This is a genomic window from Curtobacterium sp. NPDC090217 (assembly GCF_044746705.1).
Taxonomy (GTDB): Bacteria; Actinomycetota; Actinomycetes; order Actinomycetales; family Microbacteriaceae; genus Curtobacterium.
The window spans coordinates 256,666-281,072 of the sequence record NZ_JBIVCR010000005.1; the positions used below are offsets into that span (position 1 = coordinate 256,666).

Sequence of the window (24,407 nt, forward strand, 5' to 3'; positions counted from 1 at the left end):
GCGACGTCAGATCGACGTCTGCAACTGCTGCGTCCAAAATGCATCCAATCCTGAGTTGACCGCCTGCACGTCGTCAGGCGTTCCGAAGAGTTCGAATCGATAGAGCACGGGGACGTGGCACTTCTGTGCGATGACGTCCCCTGCGAGGCCGTACGCCTCGCCGAAGTTCGTGTTGCCGCCGACGATGACTCCCCGGATCAGTGACCGGTTGTGTTCGTCGTTGAGGAACTTGATGACCTGCTTGGGGACCGCCCCGTCGCCGTTGCCGCCCCCGTAGGTGGGCAGCACGAGGACGTACGGTTCGTCCACGTGGAGGAACGGTTCGCTCGGGTAGAGCGGGATCCGGTCAGCATCGCGACCGAGCTTCTCGATGAAGCGTGCGGTGTACCCGGACACGCTCGAGAAGTAGACGAGTCGGCTCATGGTTCGCTCCTTACGACAAGGTGCGTGGCTGACGGACCGGAGGGCGTCTGCGGGTGGTGATCCGAGCCTCCTGAGCGGGCTCGGCTCGACCACCCGGCGGACTACGCCAGTTCGGCGCTGAGCGTCGCGATCTTGTCGGGACGGAAGCCCGACCAGTGGTCGTCGTCGGTGACGACGACGGGGGCCTGCAGGTAGCCGAGGCTCTTGACGTGCTCGAGCGCTGCTTCGTCCGTCGAGACGTCGTGCACTTCGTACTGGATGCCCTTGTTGTCGAGGGCTCGGTACGTCGCGGTGCACTGGACGCAGGACGGCTTGGTGTAGACGGTGACGGCCATGATCTCCCCTGGTTCTTGCTGGTTGTTTCGTGCTGTGGAGGTGGTGCTGATGCCTGTGCGCAGACGTGTCCGGGAAGGGGCCGCTGCGATGGACTCCACACTACATCTAGTGGCCGACCACGGCACCGACCACAAGAGAAAGTGTTACAGCCGTGTAGTTCTCCACAACGCCCTCCACAGTCTGTGGATTCCCGCGAGCCCCGTGATTCCGCCAGTCTGCGGCCGACCACCGACATTTCCCCACACCCGTGGACAGCCTCGATCCACATGTGTGGAATGAGCGCATCGGCGTGTCGCCGTCGTGCCGGATCGGGGTCGCAGCCGACGCCTCCCCCGGACGGGTGACGCCCGACCCACGGACCTCCCGTCCGGTCCGTACACTCGACCCGTGAGCGCGTACGGCAACCTGCTGAAGACCCCCGGCGTCGGCCGAGTGATCGCTGCGCAACTCACGGCGAGGTTCCCGTTCGGGATGCTCTCGCTCGCCTACCTGCTGCACGTCGAGCACGTGTTCCACTCGTACGGATCCGCTGGTCTCGTGCTCGCGACGACGAGCGTCGGGCAGGCCATCGCGGGACCGCTCACCAGCCGGTGGATGGGCAGCTGGGGCATGCGCCCGGTCCTCATCCTCACGAGCCTCGTCGCACTCGCCAGCATGGGCGTCATCGCGTTCGTGCTGATGCCGCTGTGGGCCTACGTCGTGATCGGGTTCATCGGCGGCCTGGCGGTCCCACCCGTGCAGCCGGCCGTCCGCACCATCTACCCGAAGATGGTCACGTCGACGCAGCTGACACCCCTGTTCTCCCTCGACGCAAGCGCGCAGGAGCTCATCTGGGTCGCCGGCCCGGTCATCACCACGTTCGTCGCGACGCAGATCGGCACGGTCGAGGCGATCGTCCTCGCGATGGTGTTCCTCGTCGTCGGCGGCGTGTGGTTCATCGCCTCCCCCGAGCTCGGCCGCGTCCGCATCCCCCGCTCGAAGCGCGCGTTCGGCGTGGTCCTCAAGCGCCCGTCCGTCGTGGTCGCCACCCTGACCGGCATGCTCCTCATCGGTGCGTGCGCCGCGGTCGAGGCCGGTGTCACCAGCGCGTTCGGCGAGGGCAGCCCGAACGCCGGCATCGTCCTCGCGATCTTCGCGATCGGCTCCCTGGTCGGCGGCCTGGCGTTCGGCCACCGTCCGATCTCGCCGAACACGCTGTGGACCCGCATGCTCATCGTCTTCATCGGCCTGGGGCTCGCCACGTTCGGCACCGGGTTCTGGTGGCTGTCGTTCGCGCTCCTCATCGCGGGTGGTGGGATCGCGCCCGCACTCGCGGTGATGTTCGGCTCGGTGTCGGCGACGGTGAAGTTCTCCGACACGGCAGAGGCGTACGGCTGGATGGGGACGGGGCAGCTCATCGGCGCTGCGCTCGGTTCCGCGGTGGCCGGGTTCCTCATCGACCTGCACGGTGCGACGGGCGGCATGCTCGTCGGGGCTGCTGCGGCGTTCGTGGGTGTGCTGCTGCCGCTGTTCGCGAAGCGGTGGCTCCCCGACCTGCGCGGTCGCGACGCGAGCCCCATCCCCGACACCGAGCCGGTGAACATCCCGACGTAGGGGCGCTTCGCGCTCTCCTGTCCGGTCCCCGTCCCCGTCCCCGTCCCCGTCCCCGGCGGTGGCGTTGGGCCGTTTCGCGCGTAGGAAGCGGAATCGCGCGTAGTCGGTCGGAACTTCCGACCCCCTACGCGCGATTCGACTTCCTATCGCGAGCGTTGTGGGTAGGAACGAGCGTCCTCCACAGCGACGCGCGACAGCCCGGTTCTCCACGGAACGGACTGGAGGCTCGGCTCGGCCCCGCCACGACCGGCAGGATGGACGCATGGTCACCTCCATCCCCCTCCGCGACGGTCGTTCCGTCCCCGCCATCGGGTTCGGCGTGTACAAGGTCGACGACGCCGAAGCCGCGACCGCGGTCGGAACCGCACTCGACAGCGGATACCGCCACGTCGACACCGCCGAGATGTACGGCAACGAGACGGGCGTCGGCAAGGCGATCCGGGCCACCCGGCTGGACCGTGACGACGTCTTCGTGACCACGAAGGTGTGGAACAGCAACCAGGGGCGCGACGCGACCCTGCGGGCGTTCGACGCCAGCCTCGACCGGCTCGGGCTCGACGCGGTGGACCTGTACCTGATCCACTGGCCGGCCGCGGCGAACGACCGCTACGTCGAGACCTGGCGGACACTGGTCGAGCTGCGGGAGTCCGGGCGGGCGCGCAGCGTCGGGGTCTCGAACTTCCAGGTGCCCCATCTGGAGCGGATCATCGCGGAGACCGGTGAGGTCCCGGCGGTGAACCAGGTCGAGCGACACCCGTGGCTGCCGCAGCGGGAGCTCATCGCCTTCCACGAGCAGCACGACATCGTGACGGAAGCGTGGTCGCCGCTCGGTCGTGGGCGACTCATGGACGAACCGGTGCTCGCGGGGATCGCGGCGGCGCACGGGGTGAGCGTGGCGCAGGTGCTCGTGCGATGGAACGTGCAGCAGGGCGTCGTGGTGCTGCCGAAGTCGGTCACGCCGTCACGCATCGCGTCGAACATCGACGTGGACGGCTTCGCACTGACGGACGACGAACTCGCGGCGATCGCCGGGCTGGAGTCGGGCGAGCGGACGGGGTCGCACCCCGACTCGGTCTCCTGACGGGGTACGGGCGCCCAGGAGCCGTGGGGAAGCGTCCGTAGAGTCTGGAGCGTGATCGATCCTCAGCAGACCGCGCGTGACCAGCTTCGCCCGGACGAGCATCTGTACTGGGCAGGGATGAGTGACCCGGCAAAGCTGTTCTCCGGCCGGGACGCCTTCCTCGTGCCGTTCTCGCTGCTGTGGTGCGGGTTCGCGGTGTTCTGGGAAGCACAGGCGCTCGGCAGCGGCGCGCCGGTCTTCTTCCCGCTGTTCGGTGGCGTGTTCGTCCTGCTCGGACTGCATCTCGTCGTCGGCCGGTTCCTCGTGAAGCGGCACCGGAAACGCACGACGGCGTACGCCGTCACGAGCCGGCGCGCACTCATCGTCACGCCCCGGTCGACGCGGGACGTCCCGATCGGACGGACCGACCGCACCACCACCTGGAGCGGAGGGCGCCGCCATTGCTCGGTGGAGTGGAACGACGGCGATCGCCGCGACGTCCGCTCGCTGTTGTCGGGTGCCTCCGCGATGCGGATCTACGCCAACACCGGGCTCGACGGGCTGTTCGGCCCGCAGCCCTTCGCCTTCTGGGACGTCCGCGACGGCGAGGAACTCGTCCGGGAGCTCGACCGGGCGTCGGCCTAGCCCCGGCGGTCGTCCTCGGACTGCCACGGCAGGTGCAGATCCCCCGGCTCGGGCTCGACGTCTCCCGCGTCGTCCGCACCCCCGGTCCCCGGCGCCGCGACGACCCGCGACGGGTCGATCCCGTCCTCGCGCAGCTCCCCGCCACTCCGCTGTTCGGTCTGGGAGGCCACGGTCTCGCGCTCGCTGGACGGGCTGTAGGAGGTGTCCACGGCGCGCTGCGCAGACCCGCTCACGCCGTCGGACCCCTCGTGGTGAGCAGCATCGCGCAGTTCGTCCTCGCGGGCACGGTCGTCGGAGGGTCCTGGTCCGGGCACCTCGGGAGTACGGTCGTCGGTCATGCCCTGCACAGTAGGCCGTGCACCTTGCGATCCGGGTCCGGTCCCGGTCCGTTACGGTTGATCAGCACTCGCCACTCGCAGGAGGTACCCCGTGACGATCGTCGCTGCCGCTGACGGCTCCGCCCTCGGCAACCCCGGCCCAGCCGGCTGGGCCTGGTACGTCGATGACGATCGGTGGGCCGCCGGAGGCTGGCCGAAGGCCACGAACAACATCGGTGAGCTCACCGCCGTGCTCCAGCTGCTCCGTGCCACGAAGGGCACCGACGAACCGCTGCACATCCTCTGCGACAGCCAGTACGCGATCAAGGCCTGCACCGAGTGGCTTGCCGGGTGGAAGCGGAAGGGCTGGCGGAAGGCCGACGGCAAGCCCGTGATGAACGTGGAGATCATCAAGGAGCTCGACGAGGAACTCCAGGGCCGCAAGGTCACGTTCGAGTGGGTGCGCGGCCACGTCGGTCACGAGATGAACGAGGCCGCCGACGTCCGTGCTCGTGGCGCAGCGACCGCCTACCAGAACCGCACCGAGGTCCCGCACGGGCCGGGGTGGCCCGGCGTCGAGGTCACCGAGCCGGCTCCGCTGCCCGAGGCGACCCCGCCGGCGACCCTGTTCTGATCACGGCCCCGTCTATATACTCGCTTATACAAACGGCGAGGAGCTCATCATGGCAGTCACCACGATCGATCTGGACCAACCCCTGCTCGACGACGCCAAGCAGCTGACAGGCGCTCGCTCCAACCGAGAAGTCGTCCAACGTGCACTCGAGACGCTCATCGCGGTCCGTCGTCAGCCTGCAGCAGTCGAGCGCATCATCGCCCGGGACTTCGCGGAAGACCCCACCGCGGCGGACGAACTCCACCCCTGATGGCGACCTACATCGTCGACAACTCCGTCTGGTGGAAAGCAGGGCGCTCGCCGGTCATCGCTGAGCGACTCCGCGCGATCGCGACGCAGGACCTGATCGTGACCTGCCCGCCGCAGGTCTTGGAGTACTGCCACTCGGCGCGATCGAGCGCGGATCACGGCGACCACTGCGCCGACATGGAAGCCTTCCTCGAAGCGTCGATCCACCCCGACGTCGACGATGTGACCGCCATCCAGAGCGCACTGTGGAGCAACGGCTTCGTGCGGGGCGCTGGCCCGGTCGACGTGCACATCGCGGCGTACGCGGTCCGCAACGGGGCGACTGTCCTGAGCGCTGATCGTGACTACGAGCACATCGCAGCGAGCGTGGACGAGTTCCGGCACGAGTACCTCGCCGAGCAGGCCTGATCAGATCAGGACCCGACGACCGCCTTGATAGAAGCAGCGAGGAGCGCCAGCTTGTCGGCATCAGGGCTGCCCGCGTCGGCGTGGTAGATCGCCACGGTGAGGTTCTGCGCCTCGGCGGGCACGAGCTTCTCCCGGTGCAGGCTGATCTCGCCGACGACCGGGTGGTCGAACCGCATCAGCGCACCACGGCGCCCACCGATGTCGTGTCGTCCCCAGAGCCGCTGGAACCGCGGACTCGCGATCGACAGCTGCCCGACGAGCTCGACGCAACGGGGGTCGTCGATGGAGGTACCGACGGACTGCCGGAACGACGCGACGAGCCCCTCGGTCGCTGCCTCCCAGTCCACGAACAGCGCCCGTTCCTCCGCGTCGAGGAACACGTCGCGGAGCCGGTTCGCCCCGACGACCAGCCGCGGTGACAACGCCGCGGCGAGCGGGTTCGCGGCGAGTACGTCGAGATAGCGGCCTTCGATGAACGCGGGGCTGCCGAGGCCGTCGAGGAACGATCGGAGGCTCGCGGGCACCACTTCCCGCGCCGCGCGACGGCGTGCAGTCCTGGGTTGCGAGACGACGAGCCCCAGCAGGTACGCGGTGGTCTCCTCGTCGAGCTGCAGCACCCGCGCGATCGCCTCGAGCACCTGCACGGACGGGTTCCGGTAGCGCCCCTGCTCGAGCCGCAGGTAGTACTCGCTGCTGATCCCCGACAGCATCGCGACCTCCTCGCGACGGAGCCCGGCGACCCGGCGAACTCCAACGACCGGGATGCCGGCCCGCTCCGGGGTCACGAGCTCGCGCCTGGCGCGCAGGAACTCGCCGAGGGGGTTGGTCGCGTCGGTCATGGCTCCCACGCTAGGCCGGATCCCGTCCTCGCTGCCTGGTCGCCCCGCTACCAGGAGCGGAGCGGTCTGGAACACCCGACGGTGCCGCGCGAGGGTGGGACCCATGTCCACGACTCCCAGCACCAGCACTCGCGTCCTCGTCACCGGCGGATCCGGCTTCATCGCCGGCCACTGCATCCTGCAGCTCCTCGACGCCGGGTACGAGGTCCGCACGACGATCCGTTCGCTGTCACGTGAACCAGACATCCGGGCCGTGCTGCACGACGCGGGGATGACTGCTGACGACCGGCTGGAGTTCGTCGCTGCCGACCTGCTGTCCGACAGCGGCTGGGCAGCAGCAGTCGACGGTGTCGACACGGTGCTGCACGTGGCGTCCCCCGTGATGCCCGGGCACGTGGAGGACGAGGACGCGGTCATCCGCCCCGCGGTCGAGGGAACGACCCGCGTGCTCCGCGCCGCGCGGGCCGCCGGGGTCCGCCGCGTGGTGCTCACGTCGGCGTTCCACGCGGTCAGCTGGGGGCACTCGCACACCGACCACGTGTTCACCGAGTCCGACTGGACCGTGCTCGACGGCCCCGGAGTCGACGCCTACGGCAAGAGCAAGACCCTGGCCGAGCGCGCCGCATGGGATCTCGTCGAGGGAACCGACCTGGAACTCGTCACCATGTTGCCCGTCGCGGTGATGGGCCCGGCGATGGGCGGCACCGTGTCTGGCGCGAACCACATCCTGCAGTCGATGCTGAACGGTTCGATGCCGGCGACGCCGCGCCTGTTCATCCCGATCGTCGACGTGCGGGACGTCGCCGCCGCGCACGTCAGCGCGATCGCCGTCCCGGATGCCGCAGGCAAGCGGTTCCTGCTGTCGAACGGACCCGCACTCGAGCTGCACGAGATCGCGACCACGCTCCGCGAACACCTCGGCGACGGCGCGGCGGAGGTCCCGACGGAGGTCCTCCCCGACGACGCCGTGCGCGCGGCGGCGGAGACCCAGCCGCAGTTCCGTGCGATGGTCCCCGATCTCGGCTACGCCAAGCGGACGTCGAACGAGCGGGCACGCACGGTGCTCGGCTGGACGCCGCGGGACGCGCACGAGGCGATCACAGACGCGGGACGCACCCTCGCAACGAGGTAACGACGCAACGACGCTGCGCAGCCGACTCCCCGCCTCAGTCGACGTCGACCTCGGCCCACCCGTCGAACCGCCCGATCTCGGTGACCCGCACGACGGCCTCGCCCGCTTCGTCGGACGCGTCGAGGTCGATCGTCGCCGAGAACCCGGAGTCCTTGTCCCCGGAGGGATCGGCGAAGATCTGTCGAGCGCGCCACGTCCGGCCCTGCTCGGACAGCACCAGGTACTGCATCGACCGCGCGTCAGCGTCCGTCCCGACGTGGTCGTGCGCCTCGTAGTACTCCTCGAGCACGGCGTCCCACGCGTCGGCGTCGAACCCGGCGGCGCCGTCGAGCACCCCGAGCCCTTCGACGTCGTCCCGCGCGGCGAGGAGCACCCGCTGGAACAGGGCGTTGCGCACCAGGACCCGGAAGGCCCGCACGTTGCCGGTGAGCCGGGCGGGCTGCGGCGGGGCGATCTCCTCGTGCTCCGCCGCCGCGAGCGACAGATCCCCGTTGACCAGCGCCTCCCACTCGTCGACGAGCGAGGAGTCCACCTGTCGGACGAGCTCGCCGAGCCACTCGATCAGGTCGTCGAGCTCGTCGGTCCGCTGCTCGTCGGAGATCGTCTGCCGCATGGTCCGGTACGCGTCGGAGAGGTACCGCAGCACGAGCCCCTCGGAGCGGGTGAGCTGGTAGAACCGCACGAAGTCCCCGAAGGTCATCGCCCGTTCGTACATGTCGCGGACGACGGCCTTCGGCGACAGCGTGAAGTCGAGCACCCACGGCTGCTCGGCCGCGTAGGCCTCGTACGCCGCTTCCAACAGCTCGGACAGCGGACGCGGCCAGGTGACCTCCTCGAGGAGCTCCATGCGCTCCTCGTACTCGATGCCCTCCTGCTTCATCCGCGCGACCGCCTCGCCGCGCTCCTTGAACTGCTGCTGCGACAGGATCGCGCGCGGGTCGTCGAGGGTGGCCTCGACGATGGACACCATGTCGAGGGCGTACGTGGGCGACTCCGGGTCGAGGAGCTCGAAGGCGGCGAGCGCGAACGGCGACAGTGGCTGGTTGAGGGCGAAGTTCGCCTGCAGGTCCACCGTCAGCCGGTAGGTGTCCTCGACCTTCTCGATCACGCCGGCGTTGATCAACGTCCTGGCGATCGTCAGCGCACGCCTGGCCATCGCGAGCTGCCGGGCACGGGGCTCGTGGTTGTCGAACACCAGCGACCGGACCTCGTCGAAGGCCGAGCCACCGCGGGCGACGACGGACAGCACCATCGCATGGGTGATCCGCATCCTGGACACCATCGGCTCGGGCTCGGCCTGGATGAGCCGCTCGAAGGACGCCTGCCCCCACGAGACGAACCCGTCCGGTGCCTTCTTCTTCTTGACCTTGTTCTTCTTCTTCGGGTCGTCCCCGGCCTTGGCGACCGCGCGGGCGTTCTCGATGTCGTGCTCGGGCGCCTCCGCGACGACGTCGCCCTCGGTGTCGTACCCGGCCCGTCCGGCCCGTCCCGCGATCTGGTGGAACTCCCGCGCGGACAGCTGCCGCATCTTCGTGCCGTCGAACTTCGTCAGCCCGGTCAGCAGCACCGTGCGGATCGGCACGTTGATGCCGACGCCGAGGGTGTCGGTGCCGCAGATCACCGGCAGGAGCCCGCGCTGGGCGAGCTGCTCGACGAGCCGACGGTACTTCGGCAGCATGCCGGCGTGGTGCACCCCGATCCCGGCGCGGATCAGCCGGGAGAGCGTCTGCCCGAACCCGGCGCTGAACCGGAACCCGGCGATCGCCTCCGCGATGGCGTCCCGACGCGCGCGATCGGCAACGCGCACCGACATGAGCGCCTGCGCCCGCTCGAGCGCCGCCGCCTGCGCGAAGTGCACGATGTAGACCGGCGCCTTGCCCTCCTCGAGCAGGCGTTCGACGGTCTCCTGCACCGGCGTCACCACGTACTCGTACGACAGTGGCACCGGACGGGACACCCCGGTGACGCGAGCGGTGGGCCGCCCGGTGCGCCGCGAGAGGTCGTCCGCGATGGTCGTCACGTCGCCGAGGGTCGCCGACATCAGCAGGAACTGCGCCCGCTCGAGCACCAGGAGCGGCACCTGCCAGGCCCAGCCGCGGTCGGCGTCGCCGTAGAAGTGGAACTCGTCCATCACCACGACGTCGACGTCCGCGTCCGGCCCCTGTCGCAGGGCGAGGTTCGCGAGGATCTCGGCCGTGCAGCACACGATCGGGGCGTCGGCGTTGACGCTGGAGTCGCCCGTGACCATGCCGACGTTCTGGGCGCCGAACAGGTCCACGAGCTGGAAGAACTTCTCGGACACCAGCGCCTTGATCGGTGCCGTGTAGTAGCTCCGCTTGCCCTCGGCGAGCGCCGCGAAGTGTGCGCCGGCGGCCACGAGGGACTTCCCGGTGCCGGTCGGGGTGCTGAGGATCACGTTCGCGCCGGACACGAGTTCGATGACGGCCTCGTCCTGCGCCGGGTACAGCGGGCGGCCGCCGCTCGCGGCCCAGTCCGCGAAGGCCTCGTAGACGGCGTCGGGGTCGACGGCGCCGCCGACGGCCGCAGGGATCGCGGCGACGAGCGGGGCGTGGACGGTGACGTCGGTCATGCCCCCATCCTCCCAGCATGGTGACGTGGCGACGGTCCGGGAGGCTCGGCTCGATACGCGCGCATAGACTCACGTCGTGCGCGAACTCGGCTTCCTCTCCTTCGTCCCGAACCACGGTGGTCCAGCCGGTGCTGCCGCCGCCCTCGAGGACGGTCTACGGCTCTTCGAGACCGCCGAACGCCTGGGGTACGGCACGGGGTGGGTGCGCGGACGGCACTTCGAGCCCTTCCTGACGAGCCCGATGACCTTCTTCGCCGCGGCCGCGCAGCGGACCAGCACGATCGGCTTCGGCACGGCGGTGCTCGGGATGCGCTACGAGGACCCGGTGCGTCTCGCCGAGGACGCCAGCACCGTCGACCTGCTCAGCGGCGGCCGCGTGCAGCTCGGGATCAGCACGGGGATCGCCGGGTACGGCCCGATCCTCGACCCGGTGTTCGGCGCGACCGAGCGGAGCTTCCGCGACGAGGCAGAAGCCCGCGCGGCTCGGCTGCTCCAGGTCCTCGACGGGGAGCCCCTCGGCACCTCGGGCAAGGGGTACGAGAGCATCCCTGCCGACACGGACCTGACGCTGCAGCCGCTCAGCCCGGAACTGCGGAGCCGTGTGTGGTGGGGCGGCGGCAGCGTGGGCACCGCGGTCCGGACGGCCGAGAAGGGCCTGCTGCTGCACTGCTCGACCCTGAACACCGAGGACACCGGCGAGCCCTTCGCCGTCGCGCAGGCCGCGCAGATCGCAGCGTACCGGGAGCGCTTCGCCGAGCTGCACCCCGATCGCACGCCGAAGGTCGCCGTCGGCCGCATCGTCGTCCCGCTCCTCGACGACCACGACCGTGCCGTGCACGAGGAGTTCCTCACCGGCTACGCGTCGGGGATGGACGACGAGGGACGGCCGCTGTCGGGCAACCCGCCGTTCCGGTTCAGCAAGGTGCTGTCCGGCGATCCGGCGGCGATCGTCGAGGCCCTGCGCGCCGACCCCGCCGTGGCCGCGACCGACGAACTCGTGATCACCCTGCCGGCGAACGGCGACGCCGCGTCGCACGAGCGGATCCTGACGGTCATCGCCGAACAGATCGCCCCGCACCTGGGCTGAACCCCGAGTCGGTGGACGACAGAACGAATGTCAGGCATCCGGCGGAGCCCAGCACGAGTTGGTGAGTCTCGGGGCTCCCGCCGGATGACCATCTCGTCCCTGATCCGTACGGGATGGTGCACTCATCGTTCCACCATCTTCGTTGTTTGTCACAACTCGGACGCCCCGATTCAGCGAATCGTGATGATTCGTCACGACATATTCCGCATACGGAAAAACCTCCGCGTGGAAGAAGAGATGCGCCCCCGCAGAAGCGGGGGCGCACCATGACGCACCGGGACCGCCGGGGCTCCATCGGCCGGATCAGGAGGCCGTGTCGCTCACGCGGCGATCCCATGTCGGTGCGCGCGTCGACGGTAACCAGCCGCCTGACGCTCGTTCCATGCTACTGAACACACCTGACCGGTGCGCGGAAACCGGATGCGATCGGACTCACTCCAGTTCGAGGGCCACCGTCCCGGCCGCATCTGCGACCGACGCGCCGACGTGCAGGGTGAAGGTGCCCGGCTCGTACACCCACGCGCCGTCCCAGTGCGCAAACGCCCTCGCCGGCACCTCGATCGACACCTCGGTGGACTCCCCCGCTCCCAGGCGCACCGGGGCGAACCCCACGAGCCAGCGAACCGGACGGTCGACCGCGGACGTCTCCCGCGAGGCGTAGACCTGCACGACGTGCTTGCCGGCACGCGATCCGGTGTTCGCGACGGTCGCGGTCACTATCACCGCGTCGCCCTCGCGCACGGTCGGCGTCGCGGTGACGCCGTCGATCGTCCAAGTCGTGTACCCCAGACCGTGGCCGAACGGGTACGCGGGCTGTACCCCGGCGCGAAGCCAGGCCCGGTAGCCGATGTGCACGCCCTCGTCGTAGCGGACGACACCGTCGACCGGCGTGACGTCGAGCACGGGGACGTCGGACATGGCGACCGGCCACGTCGTGGGCAGGCGCCCGCCCGGCTCCGTCGCCCCCGTGAGGACGTCGGCGACCGCGTTCCCGTACTCCTGCCCGCCGAACCAGGTGAGGAGGACCGCGGCGACGTCGTTCCGCCACGGCATCTCGACCGGGGAGCCGGCGTTGACGAGCACGATCGTGTTCGGGTTCACGGCGGCGACGGCGGCGACGAGTTCGTCCTGGTGCCCGGGGAGCGACAGGGAGGAGCGGTCGTAGCCCTCGGACTCGACCTTGGAGTTCGTCCCCACCACGACCACGGCGACGTCGGCGCCACGAGCGGCATCGACGGCGGAGGCGATGAGCACCGACGGGTCCTCGTCGGAGGGCTCGGTGCCGAACTGGTACGCGAGCACCCCGCCCAGCGCCTCGTCCTGGATGACGTCGTACTCGATGCGGATCGCGACCTGCTGGCCGGCCGTCACCGAGACGGGCACGGAGCGTGCCGGCGGGTTGAGGAACGCCGCGCCGAGCTGATCGCCCTCGAACGGCACGTCCTCGTCCAGGACGAGCGACCCGTCGATCCACATCCGCGATCGACCAGCAGCGCCGATGCCGATCCGGACGGTGCCGGTCGTCGGTGCCGTGTAGGTCGTGGTGATGTCGAGCCGGTCGGCCTCGCGCGTGGGGGCGTCGCCGCCGAACCAGAAGAGCGCCGTCGCGCGGCGGTCCTCCACGTACAGCTCGGATCCGTCGCGCACGAACGCCACGCGCGCGCCTGGCTGCCCGGTGGCCGGGTTCGTGATCGTGGACAGCGGGAACTCCGCGATGCCCTCCTGCACGACGGCGCCGATCGCGTAGTCGACGGTCGCGGACGGGAACGCCGCGCGGATGCCGTCGAGCGGCGAGACGACCTGCGACGGCACGACCGTGGCCGAGCCGCCACCCTGCGTGCGGGCCTGGTCGGCGTTGTGGCCGATGACGGCGATCCGGGCGAGCGCGGGCGCATCGAGCGGAAGGATCCCGGTGTTCCGGACGAGGACGGTCCCCTCGGCCTCGGCCTCGGCCTCACGGACGAACGCGATGCCGTCCTCGACGTGCACGGGCTCCGCCGCGACGGCATCGAACCCGGACAGCGCTCCGACGCGGGCGGCGAGGGTCAGGATGCGACGGACCTTGCGGTCGATCGCCTCGATCGGGACCTCGCCGGACTCGACCGCGGCCAGCAACGGCCCCTCGCTCCACCACTGGTTCGGTCCGGGCATCGCGACGTCCTGCGACGCCTTCGCCGAGTCGACCGAGCGGACGCCGGTCCAGTCGGACACCACGATGCCGTCGAAGCCCCACTCGGAGTTCAGCGGTGTCTCGAGCAGCTCGTTCTCGGATGCGGTGACGCCGTTGATCGAGTTGTACGACGACATGATCGCCCAGGCGTGCGCCTCGGTCACGGCCTTCTCGAACGCGAGCAGGTAGAGCTCGCGGAGCGCGCGGTCGGACACCTCGGTCGACGCGGTGAAGCGGTCGGTCTCGTAGTCGTTCGCGATGTAGTGCTTCGGGGTCGCGGCGACGCCGTTCTCCTGCACGCCCTCGACGTACGACGCGGCGAGGTCGCCGGTGAGCACCGGGTCCTCGCTGAACGCCTCGAAGTGCCGACCGCCGAGGGGCGAGCGGTGCAGGTTGATGGTCGGGCCGAGGACGACGTCGACGCCCTTGCGGCGGGCCTCGACGGCAGCGGCGGCGCCGTAGCGCTTCGCGATCGCACGGTCCCACGACGCGCTCAGGGCGGTGGCGGACGGCAGGTTCAGCGACGGGTCGCGCTCGTCCCACACCTCGCCACGGACCCCGGAGGGGCCGTCCGACATCAGGATGCGCCGCAGCCCGATCTTCTCGATCGGCCAGGTCGTCCAGAAGTCTCGTCCGGTCAGCAGCTGCACCTTCTCCTCGGTGGTCAGCTGGTCGACGAGCGCGCCGATGCGCTCGTCCAGCGGGGCCGCGCCGGAGGCTGTGCTCACGTCGTTCACGGTGGTCACGATGGTCGTTCCTTTCGTTCAGAGCCAGGAGGGGTCGGTCAGCGGACACCGCGGATGCGCGAGACCGAGGCGATCCCGAGCAGTCCGACGACCGCGCCGGTGATGAAGAAGCCGCTGTACCCGCCGGTCAGGGCGATCACGCCCGGGGCCGCCGCCGGCACGATCGACTGGGGCAGGGCCTGCGCGATGTTCACGACGCCGAGGTCCTTCGCATTGTCCTCGTCGGACGGCAGCACGTCCGTGATCAGCGCGAGGTCGACGGCGTAGAAGACGCCCATGCCGGCACCCATCACGAACTCGCCGACCAGCACCGTGCCGAGCGACGGCGCGGTGGCGATGAGCACGAGGCCGACGACGCCGACGATCCCGGCGACCGCCACGAAGAGCTTGCGGCGCCCGAGCCTGTCGGACAACCACCCGGCGATGAGCGAGGTGAGGACGATGCCGACGACGTTCCAGAGCGTGCCCTGGAAGACGGCGTTCGCGACGTGGGCGGGCTCGACCCCGATGTCGTCGCGGAGGAAGTACGTGAGGTAGCTCACGGCGGTGTACTGCGCGGCGACCATCATGAACCGGGTGAGCCAGGCCCAGCCGAGGTCGGGGTGCTTCACGGGGTTGAACACGAACGACCCGAAGAGCTGCCCGATGCCGAGGCGCGTCGACGGCCGCTCGGTGAGCACGCGGTCGCGGAAGAGCAGCGCGTAGAGGACGACCACGGCCGACCCGATGGCCCCGGGGACGATCATCTGCGTCGCCGACGTCGAGAAGAGCTGCACGAGGAACGTGCCGCCGACCAGCGCGAGGTTCTGCGAGAGCCCGAGCAGCGCCGCGACCCGTCCGCGCTGGGACCGCGTGACGTGGTCCGGCATGACGGCGGTCAGCGCCGCGATCGTGGCGTTGTACGCGATCTGCGTGACGCCCCAGGCGAGCACCAGGACCACGGTGGACGACGTCGTCGCGACGACCACGAGGCCTGCGAACCCGACCACGGTGCCACCGATGATCCACGGACGACGCATGCCGAGCCTCCCGGCCGTGCGGTCGCTGAAGCGACCGGCCAGGGGGTTGGCGACCATCGCCGCGAACGCACCGACGCCGAGCGCCAGGCCGAGCACGCCCGCCTGGTCGTCCGGCGCGATCTCCGCGACCTTCAGCGCCATCGCCACCAGCACGGGTGGGAGGAGGGCGATGTACAGGCCGAGCATCGCGATCGGCATGCCGAGCGTGTACATGAGCGAGCTGCCTCGACCGCGCGTGGGTGCGACTGCGGTCGGGGTGTCGGAAACGGTCAGGGCATCGTTCGCCACTGCAACCTCCATCGGGTGCGCCGCCGGCGTCGGCGACTCGCACGCCTTCGTCGGCGGCTCGTGCCACCGTACCACCAAAACCTATTGACGCTAGGTTTTCCGGGATCGCCCAGGAGCGGTACAGTCTCGCCATGACACGACGGGGTTCGTACGCGAAGGGCATCGCGAAGCGCGAGGAGATCCTCACCGTCGCCCTGGACCTCGTCGCTCAGCAGGGGTTCCGGCGCACGAGCATCAAGGACATCGCCGACGCGGTCGGGCTGACGCAGGCCGGGCTGCTGCACTACTTCGACTCGAAGGACGAGCTCTGGGTCGAGATCCTCCGGCGCCGCGACGAGATCGACAACGCGGCAGACTGGCACGCGAACGACCCCGGTGAGCTCCTCGCCGCGATCGTCCGGCACAACGCGGAGGTCCCGGGGCTCGTCCAGATGTTCGTGAACCTCTCCGCCGCGGCTGCGACCGACCCGGACCACCCGGCGCACGAGTACTTCCGGCAGCGCTACGAGAACTCCCGACGCACGATGGCCGCGGACTTCCGGGCGATGCAGCAGGACGGCCGGCTCCGCGCCGACGTCGAGGTCGAGGAGCTGACGAGCGTGCTGCTCGCGGTGTCCGACGGCATGCAGATCCAGTGGCTGTTCGATCCCTCGCACGACATGGCCGCACACGTCGAGCTCGTCGTGCGCCTGGCGGTGGCCCAGGCGGTCCCCTCCGTCTGACACGCGCTCCGCGGACAGGTACCGCTGGTGCCTGGTTGCGGCGGACCCGGCAGTGCAGGATGGACACCGACAGCACGACTCGACGATGAGCGGAGGCGCGATGACGCGCGTAGTGGTGACCGGCGGCAGCGGCAAGCTCGGACGAGCGGTGGTGCGTGACCTCGACGAACACGGGTACGACGTGGTCCTCCTCGACCGCGTCCCGTCTCCTGACAAGCCCGAGCGCGTGCAGTTCGTGCGGATCGACCTCACCGACTACGGGCAGGTGCTGAACGCCCTGCTCGGCATCGACGACCGGTACGACCACGTCGACGCCGTCGTGCACCTCGCGGCGGTGCCGGCTCCCGGGCAGGTCCCCGACGTCGCGCTCATCACGAACAACGTGACCGCCTCGATCAACGTCTTCCACGCCGCCCGTGCCGCGAAGATCACGAACGTGGTGTGGGCGTCGAGCGAGACTCTGCTCGGCATCCCGATGGGCGAGCACCACCCGCCCTACCTGCCCGTGGACGAGGAGTTCCCGGTGCGCCCGCAGTCCTCGTACTCGCTCGGCAAGGCCGTGGAGGAGGAGATGGCGCGGCACTTCACCCGTTGGGACCCGACGCTGAAGATGATCGGCCTGCGGTTCTCGAACGTCATGGACGAGACCGACTACCCGTCGTACCCGTGGGACGCCACCCCCGAGGCGAAGACGTTCAACCTGTGGTCCTACATCGACTCCCGCGACGGTGCCCAGGCCGTGCGCAAGGCGCTCGAGGCGGACCTGACCGGCTTCGAGGCGTTCGTCATCGCGAGCCCCGACACCGTGATGGACACTCCGACCATCGAGCTCGTCGAACGGTACGTGCCGGACATCGAGCGTCGTGCGGACATCGACGGCGTCAGCTCGCTGCTGTCGTCGGAGAAGGCCCGCGAGCTCCTCGGCTACGACCCGCAGCACAGCTGGCGCGACCACCGGTCCTGAGCAGCACCGGCACGGCGGGCTGCATCACATCGGGCCGCGTCAGGCCGGGGTGAGCAGCCCGTCGAGCACCAGGTCACGGGCGGCCGGCAGCAGGTCGGCGGCGAGCACCTGCTCGTCGACGCCCGTGATCTGCGCGAGCGCACCGATGATCGCCGCGACGGAGAGTTCGCCGTCGCACGCGCCCACGAACGCGGCGAGCGCCGTGTCCGCGTCGACCCGCCGGCCGAACCCGCCGCCCTGCACGAGCGTCATGACCGTGGGGTCGTCGTTGCCCGGCCAGTAGTACCGCTCCTCGGTGACGTCGCCGGCGACCGTCAGGTGCGCGGCCGCGAGTGCGACGTCGTCGTGCGCTGCCAGCCAGGCGGCCGCGTCGAGGACGCGGGCCACCGTGGCGCCGAGCCCCGCTGGGTTGGAGCCGAGCGTCTCGGGGACGCGCTCGAAGCGCCGGAGCTGCACCGAGCCTCCTGTCCGCGCCCTGCGGACCACGACGTAGCCGAAGCCGACGCCGGTGACCCTGCGCTCCCGGAAGTCGTCGAGCCACGCGCCGACCAGCTGGTCGAACGCGGCCGTGCCCGGCTTCGTCCCGCCGTCGCGGATCCAGGTCTCGGCGTAGGCGTTCGGGTCCTGCCGCTCGCGCTCGACCACCCATGCGTCGAGGTCGGTCCCCTCGAACCAGGCGCGGACGCGGTCGAGCCCGTCGACGCCCCAGTGGTACTCCCAGTTGCCGAGCAGCTGCGCGGTCCCGCCGGGTTCGAGGTGCTCGGCCAGGCCACGGAGGACCGTCTCGACGAGGGCGTCGCCGACCATCCCGCCGTCGCGGTACTCGTAGGACGGGACGCCTTCGGTGCGTGGGGTGATGACGAACGGCGGATTCGACACGATGCGGTCGAAGCGCTCTCCGACGACGGGCTCGAACAGCGACCCGAAGCGGAAGTCGATGCCGTCGATGCCGTTCAGCTGCGCGTTGAACCGTGCGATGTCCAGGGCGCGGCGGGAGATGTCGGTGGCGACGACCTCGTCGGCGAAGCGCCTGGCGTGCATGGCCTGGATGCCGCAGCCGGTCCCGAGGTCGAGCACCCGGTGGACGGGCACGGGCACCTGCAGGCCGCTCAGCGTGGTGGTGGCCCCGCCGATGCCGAGCACGTGTTCCTCGTCGAGCGCGCTGCCGAGGGCGAGCTCCCCGAGGTCGGAGACGATCCACCAGCTGCCGGCGCCGGCGTCGTCGACGAACGCGTACGGGCGGAGGTCCACCGTCGGGTGCGCGCGGTCGTCGTCGACACGGAGCAAGCCGGCGGACACGACCGCATCGAGCCCGGCCGTCGGGAACGCCTGCTCGGCGTCGGTGCGCGGCACGGGGAGCCCGAGGACGAAGAGCATCGCGAGCGTCGTCAGCGGCGTCGTCGGACGGGCGTCGAGCGCACGGACGGCGGCAACGCGGTTCCCACGGTGCAGCGCGGCCGCGGCGTCGACCCCCCAGAGCGCGTCGACGCCCTCGACGGAGAACCCGGCGGCGTCGAGGTCCGCGGCGAGCGCCGTGGTGACGGCCGCGTCGGCGACGATGGTGGGCAGCGTGTGGGTGCCAGCGGTCACGCGGGGACCTCGTCGCGCATCAGGGCAGCGGGCACCTGCCAGTCGAGGACCAGGTCGAGGAGTCCGGGGAACCGCTGCTGCACGTCCTCGACGCGCGCGCGGCTGCTGCGGGTGAGTCCTTCCTGGTGCTGCTCGAGCAGGCCGGCCTCGCGCAGGACGCGGAAGTGGTGCGTCAGCGTCGACTTCGGCCGGTCGATGCCGACCCAGCCGCAGCTGCGGATCCCACCGGCGGCGTCGACGAGGTACCGGTGCAGGATCGCCAGGCGGATCGGGTCCGACAGGGCGTCCATCACGACGGGGAGGTCCATCTCGGCCACCGTCGGCTGCGGGAGCCGTTCGGGGGCAACGGTGCGCTCGGGCATGGACGGGACGCTACCACCGTTCACCTCCCAGTACGACTTGCGTCGTACAGCGGAGTGCGGTACGACTTTCCTCGTACTGTTCGTCATCGAAGGGGCACCCATGCAGTCAGCTCGCTCGGTCGCCGGGTTCTGGATCCTCGCGGCCATGCTGCTCGTCTCGGTCGCGTCGTCCGCCGTGCCGTCGCCGATCTACCCCGTGTACGCGGCGGAGTGGCACCTGACGCCGCTCATGCTCACCGGGGTGTTCGCGATCTACGTCGCGGGGCTCCTCACCAGCCTGCTCGTCGCCGGCCGCCTGTCCGACCACGTCGGGCGGAAGCCGGTGCTCGTCGTCGGTGGGCTCGGCGTCGCACTCTCGCTCGGGCTGTTCTCGATCGCGGACGGCCTCGGCGCGCTGATCGTCGACCGCATCGTGCAGGGTGTCTCCGTCGGGCTGCTCATCGGTGCCCTCGGTGCTGCGCTGATCGACAACTCGCTCGAGGCGCACCCGTCCCTCGCCGGCGTCCTGAACGGTGTGATCCCACCGATCGCCCTCGCCACCGGAGCCCTGTCGAGCGGTGCACTCGTCGAGTGGGGTCCGGCGCCGGAACAGCTCGTCTACGTGCTCTTCGGGGTGCTCCTCGTCCTCATGGTGATCGCGCTCGTGGTCGTCCCGGAGCGGGTCACCCGCCGTCCGGGAGCCCTCCGCTCCCTCCGTCCGACGATCTCCGTGCCGCGGTCCTCGCGCCGCCTGTTCCGTGGCGTCGCCGGCTCGCTCATCGCCAGCTGGGCGCTCGGCGGGATGTTCCTGTCGCTCGTGCCGTCGGCGCTCGGGGCGGTGTTCGGGATCACGAACCACTTCGCGGCCGGAGCACTCATCGCCGTCGTCACCGGCGTCGGAGCGCTCACCGGGTTGGCGATCCAGCGGCTCGACACCCGCATCGGCGTGCTCATCGGGCTCGTCGCACTGGTCCTCGGACCGGTCGTCACCGTCGCGTTCGTCGTCGCACACTCCCTGCCGGGGCTCGTCGTCGGCAGTGCGATCGCCGGGGTCGGCTTCGGCGCCGGCTTCCAGGCGCCGCTCCGGATGCTGCTCGCCACCGCCGCGCCCACGCACCGCGCCGGGCTGCTCTCCACGATCTACGTCGTGAGCTACCTGGCGTTCGGTGTCCCCGCGGTCATCGGCGGGCTGCTCGAGCCGACCGTCGGACTCGTGCCCGTCATCGCCGGGTACGGCGCGTTCATCGTGCTCGCCGCGGCGGTCGCCCTCGTGCTGCAGCTCGTGTCGCGCGACGCCGCCGAGGTCGAGGAGCAGGCGTCCGAGCGCATCGCGACGGGCTCGGTCCGCGTGCAGGCGTGCCCCGCCCCCGCCGCGGACTGAGCCGCCCGGCCGGTGCCGCTGCTGCGCTGCCGCTGTGGCGGCGGGTCGATTCGCGCGTAGGAGGTCGAATCGCGCGTAGGTGGCCCGGATTGTCGACCTCCTACGCGCGATTCCGCTTCCCATCGCACACGTTGTGGGTCAGAAACGCCGGGTCAGAAGCGCCGGGTCACAAGCGCCGGGTCAGAAGCGCCGGGTCACAAGCGCCGGGTCAGAAGCGCCGGGTCAGAAGCGCTAGGAACTCAGTGCCCGGGACGAGCGGGGCGCCGGCCGATGCTCCGGTGTGCGTCGTCGTGCGCTGCGTCGACGTCGGCCTTCCCGCGGTCGGCGATGTTCCGGAGCCACTGCGGCCCGTGCGCCTTCGCCCAGTCCCAGAACCGGTGCAGCTGCGCCTTGAGCCACGTGATGATCTTGTGGAAGAAGTGGAACTCGCTCGCCAGGATCGTCAGGCCGATGAACACCACGAGCCACCCGGGCCCGGGCAACGGCACGAGGATCAGCCCGATGATGACGACCAGCCCGCCGACGATGCCGACGAGCACCTTGTAGAAGAGGTGCAGGTGCGGCCGGGCGTGGATCCACTCGCGGGCTTGGTGGAACCAGCGGAAGCGGTGTCGGAGCGCGGACTCACCGGAGTCCGCTTCCGCGGGTCGGTGGTTCGGGTCGCCGTCCATGCCGAAACGGTAGGGCGCGCGGCTGGGAATCCGCGGCGCGCGCGGTGCGCGGACGCCCGGCAATCGGACGGGAGGCTCGTCATGCGTGCGCGACGCAGGTCGCAGCCCACGGGACTGCCGCCAGTCGTGCCTCCGGGATCGGTTCGCCGCCGACGACGCACGTCCCGTAGGTCCCCTTGTCCAGCCGCGCAAGCGCTGCGTCGACCTGTTCGATGCGGCGCCGTGCGTCGTCGCGGACCGCGCCGAGCGACCCTCGCTCCCAGGCCAGCGTCGCTCCCTCGGGGTCGTGCTCGTCGTCCGTGTTCGCACCGTCGCGGGCGTCGCTGACGTCGCGCATGCTCCGCTCGACGTCGGCGATGAGCTTCGTCGCCCGCGCTCGCTCCGCGCTCAGTGCCGCACGTGGATCGTCCATGCCCCCCGAACCTAGTCCGACGGAATGCGCGACCTCTCGAATGCGTTCGCATGGACATGACCAAGATCGGGTTCCTGTCGTTCGGACACTGGCGTGACGTCCCCGGATCGAAGGTGCGCAGCGGCCGCGAGGCCCTCGTGCAGGCGATCGACCTCGCGGTGGCGGCCGAGGAAGCGGGCGTCGACGGCGCGTACTTCCGCGTGCACCACTTCGCCCCGCAGCAGGCCGCACCGTTCCCGCTGCTCTCCGCCATCGCCGCGAAGACGAGCCGCATCGAGATCGGCACCGGCGTGATCGACATGCGCTACGAGAACCCGCTCTACATGGCGGAGGAGGCGGCAGCGACCGACCTGATCTCCGGCGGGCGCCTGCAGCTCGGCGTCTCGCGGGGATCACCCGAGACCGCTCAGGCCGGTTACCAGCAGTTCGGGTACGTGCCCGACGCCTCGGACCCGAACGGCGCCGACCTCGCCCGTGCGCACACGAGCGTGTTCCGCCGCGCGATCGCTGGCGAGCCGATGGCGAACGCGAACCCGCAGATGACGGGTGCCGCGGGGTCGTTGCCGGTGTTCCCGCTGTCCGACACGCTCCCCGACCGCATCTGGTGGGGTGCCGGAACCCGCGCCACCGCCGAGTGGACCGCCGAGCAGGGCATGAACCTGATGTCGTCGACGCTCTTGACCGAGGACACCGGCGTGCCGTTCGACGAGCTGCAGGCCGAGCAGATCGAGCGCTTCCGGCGGGTCTGGGCCGAATCGGGCTGGGACCGTGAGCCCCGGGTCTCCGTGTCGCGCAGCATCATCCCGATCATCGACGACGAGTCCCGGCACTACTTCGGCGTGCGCGCGCAGGTCGAGGGTGCCGACCAGGTCGGGTACCTCGACGGTGGGCTCGCCCGCTTCGGACGGTCCTACATCGGGTCTCCGGAGTCGCTCGTCGAGGAGCTCGCGGCGGACCAGGCGGTCCACGCTGCCGACACCGTGCTCGTCACCGTGCCGAACCAGCTCGGCGTGGACTTCAACGCCCGGCTCCTCGCGGCGGTGAAGGGCGTCTTCGCCGAGGTGGACGCCGCGCCGGCGCACGCATAGGCGTCCCCCTTCCTGCCGACACCCGGGTTGGGACTGGGGGGCGCGCACGGCGGCACGTAGCGTCGGAGCGCACCATCCCCCGTTCTCAGGAGCACCTCGTGACGCTGCCGGCCGCTGGCTGGTTCCCGGACCCCCGGGATGCCGGTCGTCTCCGTTGGTGGGACGGCCACGCCTGGGGTGAGGCGACGCGCGCGGTCCCGACTCGGCACGTCGAGCCGGTGCTGCCGATCGTGGTGGCGCCGACGGGCCCGGCCTTCTCGGTGCGGACCGGCGCCGTCGAACACCGTGCGTGGGCGTACGGCGCGAGCACGTCCCGGAAGCTCTGCGCGTTCACGATCTCCGCGGTGCTGCTCGCCGGCGCGTCCCTGCTGCTGAACCCCTACGGCGTCTTCAGCGTGTTCGCTGTGGTCGCGGGCGCGATCGGGATCGTCCGCCCCGGTGCGACGGGCCGGTGGCGGGTCCTCGCTCGGAGCCTGGCGGCGTCAGCGCTGGTCCTCGCCGTCGCGACGGGCATCATCGCCGCCGACGTCCACTTCCCGGTGACCTGATCCCGCGCCGTCCCTCTCCCGCGCTCCCGGCTCGCTCGCGCCCGTCGCCCTGGCGATCGAGTGCGCAGAAGACGGGGGACGACTTCCCCGCAGAACCCCTTTTCTGCGCACTCGATCGGCCGACGGGACGGGCGGCGCGTGCGATCGGCCGACGGGACGCGCCGCCGCACCCCGCCTACCGCCGCGCGCGTGGGTGCGCCGTCTGGTACACGTCCCGCAGCATGTCCGCCGTGACCATCGTGTAGATCTGCGTCGTCGCCACGCTCGCGTGCCCGAGGAGCTCCTGCACCACCCGGACGTCCGCCCCACCCTCGAGCAGGTGCGTCGCGAACGAGTGCCGGAACGTGTGCGGCGACACGTGGGCGGACAGGTCCGCCCGGTCGGCCGCGGCCTGGATCACGAGCCACGCGCTCTGCCGTGACAGCCGTGCCCCGCGGGCCCCGAGGAAGAGCGCCGGCGTCGACGGCCCCCGCGCGGCGAAGACCGGTCGCGCACGGACCAGGTACGCATCGATCGCGGCCCGCGCGTAGCTGCCGAGCGGCACGATCCGCTGCTTGTTCCCCTTGCCGGTGACCTTCACGACCGAGACCCCGGTCCCGTCCGGGTCGTCCGTCACGTCGTCGACCGAGAGCCCGACGGCCTCGGAGATGCGCGCCCCGGTGGCGTACAGGAGTTCCAGGAGCGCCCGGTCGCGCAGCTGTACGGGATCGTCACCGTCGACGGCCTGCAGCAGCCGGTCCATGTCGTCGACCGAGATCGCCTTCGGGAGCCGCATCGGGGCCTTCGGTGGGCGGACGGACGCGCCGGGGTCGAGTGGCAGCCATCCCTCCCCAGCGGCGAACGTCGCGAAGGACCGCACAGAACTGAGCATGCGGGCGACGGACCGTGGCGCCAGCGGCGATGCTGCTCGCGTGGCCAGATGCGAAACGAACCCCGCGAGATCCGCTCGCGTCAGTCGAGCGACGTCGTCGACGACCGACGCGCCCCCGGCCCGGTCGGCTCCCTCGGAGTCGACCACCGGCTGGGTGCCGACCCACGTGGCGAACGTCGCGAGGTCCCGCCGGTACGCCGACAGCGTGTGCTGCGACAGGCCCCGCTCGATCGCGACGTGCCGCAGGTACGTCTCGGTGGCGGCAGCGAGCGAGACCATCCTC

At 70.6% G+C, this 24,407-nt stretch carries 25 protein-coding genes; 13 read left to right on the plus strand and 12 right to left on the minus strand.

The genetic code is table 11. The features are described from left to right. Positions 1 to 6: 6 nt before the first annotated feature. Both nrdI and nrdH read right to left on the minus strand, forming a co-directional pair. Positions 7 to 423 (minus strand): class Ib ribonucleoside-diphosphate reductase assembly flavoprotein NrdI, encoded by a 417-nt coding sequence (gene nrdI, locus ACIPJ2_RS17695; RefSeq protein ID WP_402729934.1) that lies wholly within the window; start codon positions 421 to 423, stop codon positions 7 to 9. Positions 424 to 524: 101 nt separating this feature from the next. Continuing rightward, complete coding sequence (gene nrdH, locus ACIPJ2_RS17700; RefSeq protein ID WP_022904483.1) at positions 525 to 758, minus strand: glutaredoxin-like protein NrdH; 234 nt, start codon at positions 756 to 758, stop codon at positions 525 to 527. 388 nt (positions 759 to 1,146) lie between these two features. On the opposite strand from nrdH, the gene ACIPJ2_RS17705 reads away from it, so the two are divergent. The 3 genes from ACIPJ2_RS17705 (at position 1,147) to ACIPJ2_RS17715 (ending at position 4,057) form a co-directional block, all read left to right on the plus strand. Next, on the plus strand, positions 1,147 to 2,352 hold the full coding sequence (locus ACIPJ2_RS17705) for an MFS transporter (protein ID WP_281265713.1): 1,206 nt from the start codon (positions 1,147 to 1,149) through the stop codon (positions 2,350 to 2,352). 262 nt (positions 2,353 to 2,614) lie between these two features. Next, complete coding sequence (locus ACIPJ2_RS17710) at positions 2,615 to 3,433, plus strand: aldo/keto reductase (protein ID WP_402729935.1); 819 nt, start codon at positions 2,615 to 2,617, stop codon at positions 3,431 to 3,433. A 117-nt stretch (positions 3,434 to 3,550) separates the two neighbouring features. Then, positions 3,551 to 4,057 carry a hypothetical protein gene (locus ACIPJ2_RS17715; RefSeq protein ID WP_402729936.1) on the plus strand — a complete coding sequence of 169 codons (507 nt, stop codon included), beginning with the start codon at positions 3,551 to 3,553 and terminating at the stop codon, positions 4,055 to 4,057. Here ACIPJ2_RS17715 and ACIPJ2_RS17720 read toward each other — a convergent pair. After that, the gene (locus ACIPJ2_RS17720) at positions 4,054 to 4,395 is read right to left on the minus strand and encodes a hypothetical protein (RefSeq protein ID WP_402729937.1); all 342 of its coding nucleotides are present in this window, start codon (positions 4,393 to 4,395) and stop codon (positions 4,054 to 4,056) included. The two genes, ACIPJ2_RS17715 and ACIPJ2_RS17720, sit on opposite strands and share 4 nt — an antisense overlap. Positions 4,396 to 4,486: 91 nt before the next feature. Here ACIPJ2_RS17720 and ACIPJ2_RS17725 point away from each other — a divergent pair, with 91 nt between their 5' ends. The 3 genes from ACIPJ2_RS17725 to ACIPJ2_RS17735 are packed head-to-tail and all read left to right on the plus strand — an operon-like array spanning position 4,487 to position 5,665. Continuing rightward, a complete protein-coding gene (locus tag ACIPJ2_RS17725) occupies positions 4,487 to 5,008 on the plus strand; it encodes a ribonuclease H (protein ID WP_281265718.1) in 522 nt (173 codons plus the stop codon). A 49-nt stretch (positions 5,009 to 5,057) separates the two neighbouring features. Next, complete coding sequence (locus tag ACIPJ2_RS17730; RefSeq protein WP_402729938.1) at positions 5,058 to 5,258, plus strand: type II toxin-antitoxin system VapB family antitoxin; 201 nt, start codon at positions 5,058 to 5,060, stop codon at positions 5,256 to 5,258. Beyond that, entirely contained in the window at positions 5,258 to 5,665 is a 408-nt protein-coding gene (locus tag ACIPJ2_RS17735) for a PIN domain-containing protein (RefSeq protein ID WP_402729939.1), read from the plus strand. Before ACIPJ2_RS17730 ends, ACIPJ2_RS17735 begins: the two co-directional genes overlap by 1 nt. Before the next feature lie 5 nt (positions 5,666 to 5,670). On the opposite strand, the gene ACIPJ2_RS17740 is transcribed toward ACIPJ2_RS17735, so the two are convergent. Then, positions 5,671 to 6,504 carry a helix-turn-helix domain-containing protein gene (locus ACIPJ2_RS17740; RefSeq protein ID WP_402729940.1) on the minus strand — a complete coding sequence of 278 codons (834 nt, stop codon included), beginning with the start codon at positions 6,502 to 6,504 and terminating at the stop codon, positions 5,671 to 5,673. Between the two features lie 103 nt (positions 6,505 to 6,607). Here ACIPJ2_RS17740 and ACIPJ2_RS17745 point away from each other — a divergent pair, with 103 nt between their 5' ends. Continuing rightward, positions 6,608 to 7,636, plus strand: a complete 1,029-nt coding sequence (locus ACIPJ2_RS17745) for an NAD-dependent epimerase/dehydratase family protein (protein ID WP_402729941.1) — start codon at positions 6,608 to 6,610, stop codon at positions 7,634 to 7,636. A 34-nt stretch (positions 7,637 to 7,670) separates the two neighbouring features. Here the strand turns inward: ACIPJ2_RS17745 and ACIPJ2_RS17750 are convergent, their stop codons facing one another. Beyond that, positions 7,671 to 10,226, minus strand: coding sequence for a DEAD/DEAH box helicase (locus ACIPJ2_RS17750; protein ID WP_402729942.1), 2,556 nt, complete (start codon positions 10,224 to 10,226; stop codon positions 7,671 to 7,673). Positions 10,227 to 10,302: 76 nt separating this feature from the next. Here ACIPJ2_RS17750 and ACIPJ2_RS17755 point away from each other — a divergent pair, with 76 nt between their 5' ends. Further along, positions 10,303 to 11,313 (plus strand): LLM class flavin-dependent oxidoreductase, encoded by a 1,011-nt coding sequence (locus tag ACIPJ2_RS17755; protein WP_402729943.1) that lies wholly within the window; start codon positions 10,303 to 10,305, stop codon positions 11,311 to 11,313. A 432-nt stretch (positions 11,314 to 11,745) separates the two neighbouring features. Here the strand turns inward: ACIPJ2_RS17755 and ACIPJ2_RS17760 are convergent, their stop codons facing one another. Then, entirely contained in the window at positions 11,746 to 14,229 is a 2,484-nt protein-coding gene (locus tag ACIPJ2_RS17760) for a glycoside hydrolase family 3 C-terminal domain-containing protein (protein ID WP_402729944.1), read from the minus strand. A gap of 38 nt (positions 14,230 to 14,267) precedes the next feature. After that, positions 14,268 to 15,536, minus strand: a complete 1,269-nt coding sequence (locus tag ACIPJ2_RS17765; RefSeq protein ID WP_281265725.1) for an MFS transporter — start codon at positions 15,534 to 15,536, stop codon at positions 14,268 to 14,270. A 131-nt stretch (positions 15,537 to 15,667) separates the two neighbouring features. Between ACIPJ2_RS17765 and ACIPJ2_RS17770 the strand changes: the two genes are divergently transcribed. Both ACIPJ2_RS17770 and ACIPJ2_RS17775 read left to right on the plus strand, forming a co-directional pair. Beyond that, positions 15,668 to 16,258 (plus strand): TetR/AcrR family transcriptional regulator, encoded by a 591-nt coding sequence (locus ACIPJ2_RS17770; protein ID WP_402729945.1) that lies wholly within the window; start codon positions 15,668 to 15,670, stop codon positions 16,256 to 16,258. A gap of 100 nt (positions 16,259 to 16,358) precedes the next feature. Further along, entirely contained in the window at positions 16,359 to 17,222 is an 864-nt protein-coding gene (locus tag ACIPJ2_RS17775; RefSeq protein ID WP_402729946.1) for an NAD-dependent epimerase/dehydratase family protein, read from the plus strand. A gap of 39 nt (positions 17,223 to 17,261) precedes the next feature. On the opposite strand, the gene ACIPJ2_RS17780 is transcribed toward ACIPJ2_RS17775, so the two are convergent. After that, positions 17,262 to 18,812, minus strand: a complete 1,551-nt coding sequence (locus tag ACIPJ2_RS17780) for a methyltransferase (protein ID WP_402729947.1) — start codon at positions 18,810 to 18,812, stop codon at positions 17,262 to 17,264. Continuing rightward, a complete protein-coding gene (locus tag ACIPJ2_RS17785; protein WP_402729948.1) occupies positions 18,809 to 19,174 on the minus strand; it encodes an ArsR/SmtB family transcription factor in 366 nt (121 codons plus the stop codon). Before ACIPJ2_RS17785 ends, ACIPJ2_RS17780 begins: the two co-directional genes overlap by 4 nt. Positions 19,175 to 19,274: 100 nt before the next feature. Between ACIPJ2_RS17785 and ACIPJ2_RS17790 the strand changes: the two genes are divergently transcribed. Further along, entirely contained in the window at positions 19,275 to 20,534 is a 1,260-nt protein-coding gene (locus ACIPJ2_RS17790) for an MFS transporter (RefSeq protein WP_402729949.1), read from the plus strand. A gap of 239 nt (positions 20,535 to 20,773) precedes the next feature. On the opposite strand, the gene ACIPJ2_RS17795 is transcribed toward ACIPJ2_RS17790, so the two are convergent. Both ACIPJ2_RS17795 and ACIPJ2_RS17800 read right to left on the minus strand, forming a co-directional pair. Continuing rightward, a complete protein-coding gene (locus ACIPJ2_RS17795) occupies positions 20,774 to 21,205 on the minus strand; it encodes a TIGR02611 family protein (protein ID WP_402729950.1) in 432 nt (143 codons plus the stop codon). A gap of 79 nt (positions 21,206 to 21,284) precedes the next feature. Continuing rightward, positions 21,285 to 21,617: a TraR/DksA family transcriptional regulator gene (locus ACIPJ2_RS17800; RefSeq protein ID WP_402729951.1), complete on the minus strand. Its 333-nt coding sequence runs from the start codon at positions 21,615 to 21,617 to the stop codon at positions 21,285 to 21,287. Between the two features lie 50 nt (positions 21,618 to 21,667). On the opposite strand from ACIPJ2_RS17800, the gene ACIPJ2_RS17805 reads away from it, so the two are divergent. Further along, positions 21,668 to 22,705 carry an LLM class flavin-dependent oxidoreductase gene (locus ACIPJ2_RS17805; protein ID WP_402729952.1) on the plus strand — a complete coding sequence of 346 codons (1,038 nt, stop codon included), beginning with the start codon at positions 21,668 to 21,670 and terminating at the stop codon, positions 22,703 to 22,705. Between the two features lie 98 nt (positions 22,706 to 22,803). Beyond that, the gene (locus tag ACIPJ2_RS17810) at positions 22,804 to 23,253 is read left to right on the plus strand and encodes a DUF2510 domain-containing protein (protein WP_402729953.1); all 450 of its coding nucleotides are present in this window, start codon (positions 22,804 to 22,806) and stop codon (positions 23,251 to 23,253) included. Positions 23,254 to 23,428: 175 nt separating this feature from the next. Here the strand turns inward: ACIPJ2_RS17810 and ACIPJ2_RS17815 are convergent, their stop codons facing one another. Next, positions 23,429 to 24,403 carry a site-specific tyrosine recombinase XerD gene (locus ACIPJ2_RS17815; RefSeq protein WP_402729954.1) on the minus strand — a complete coding sequence of 325 codons (975 nt, stop codon included), beginning with the start codon at positions 24,401 to 24,403 and terminating at the stop codon, positions 23,429 to 23,431. Positions 24,404 to 24,407 lie beyond the last annotated feature (4 nt).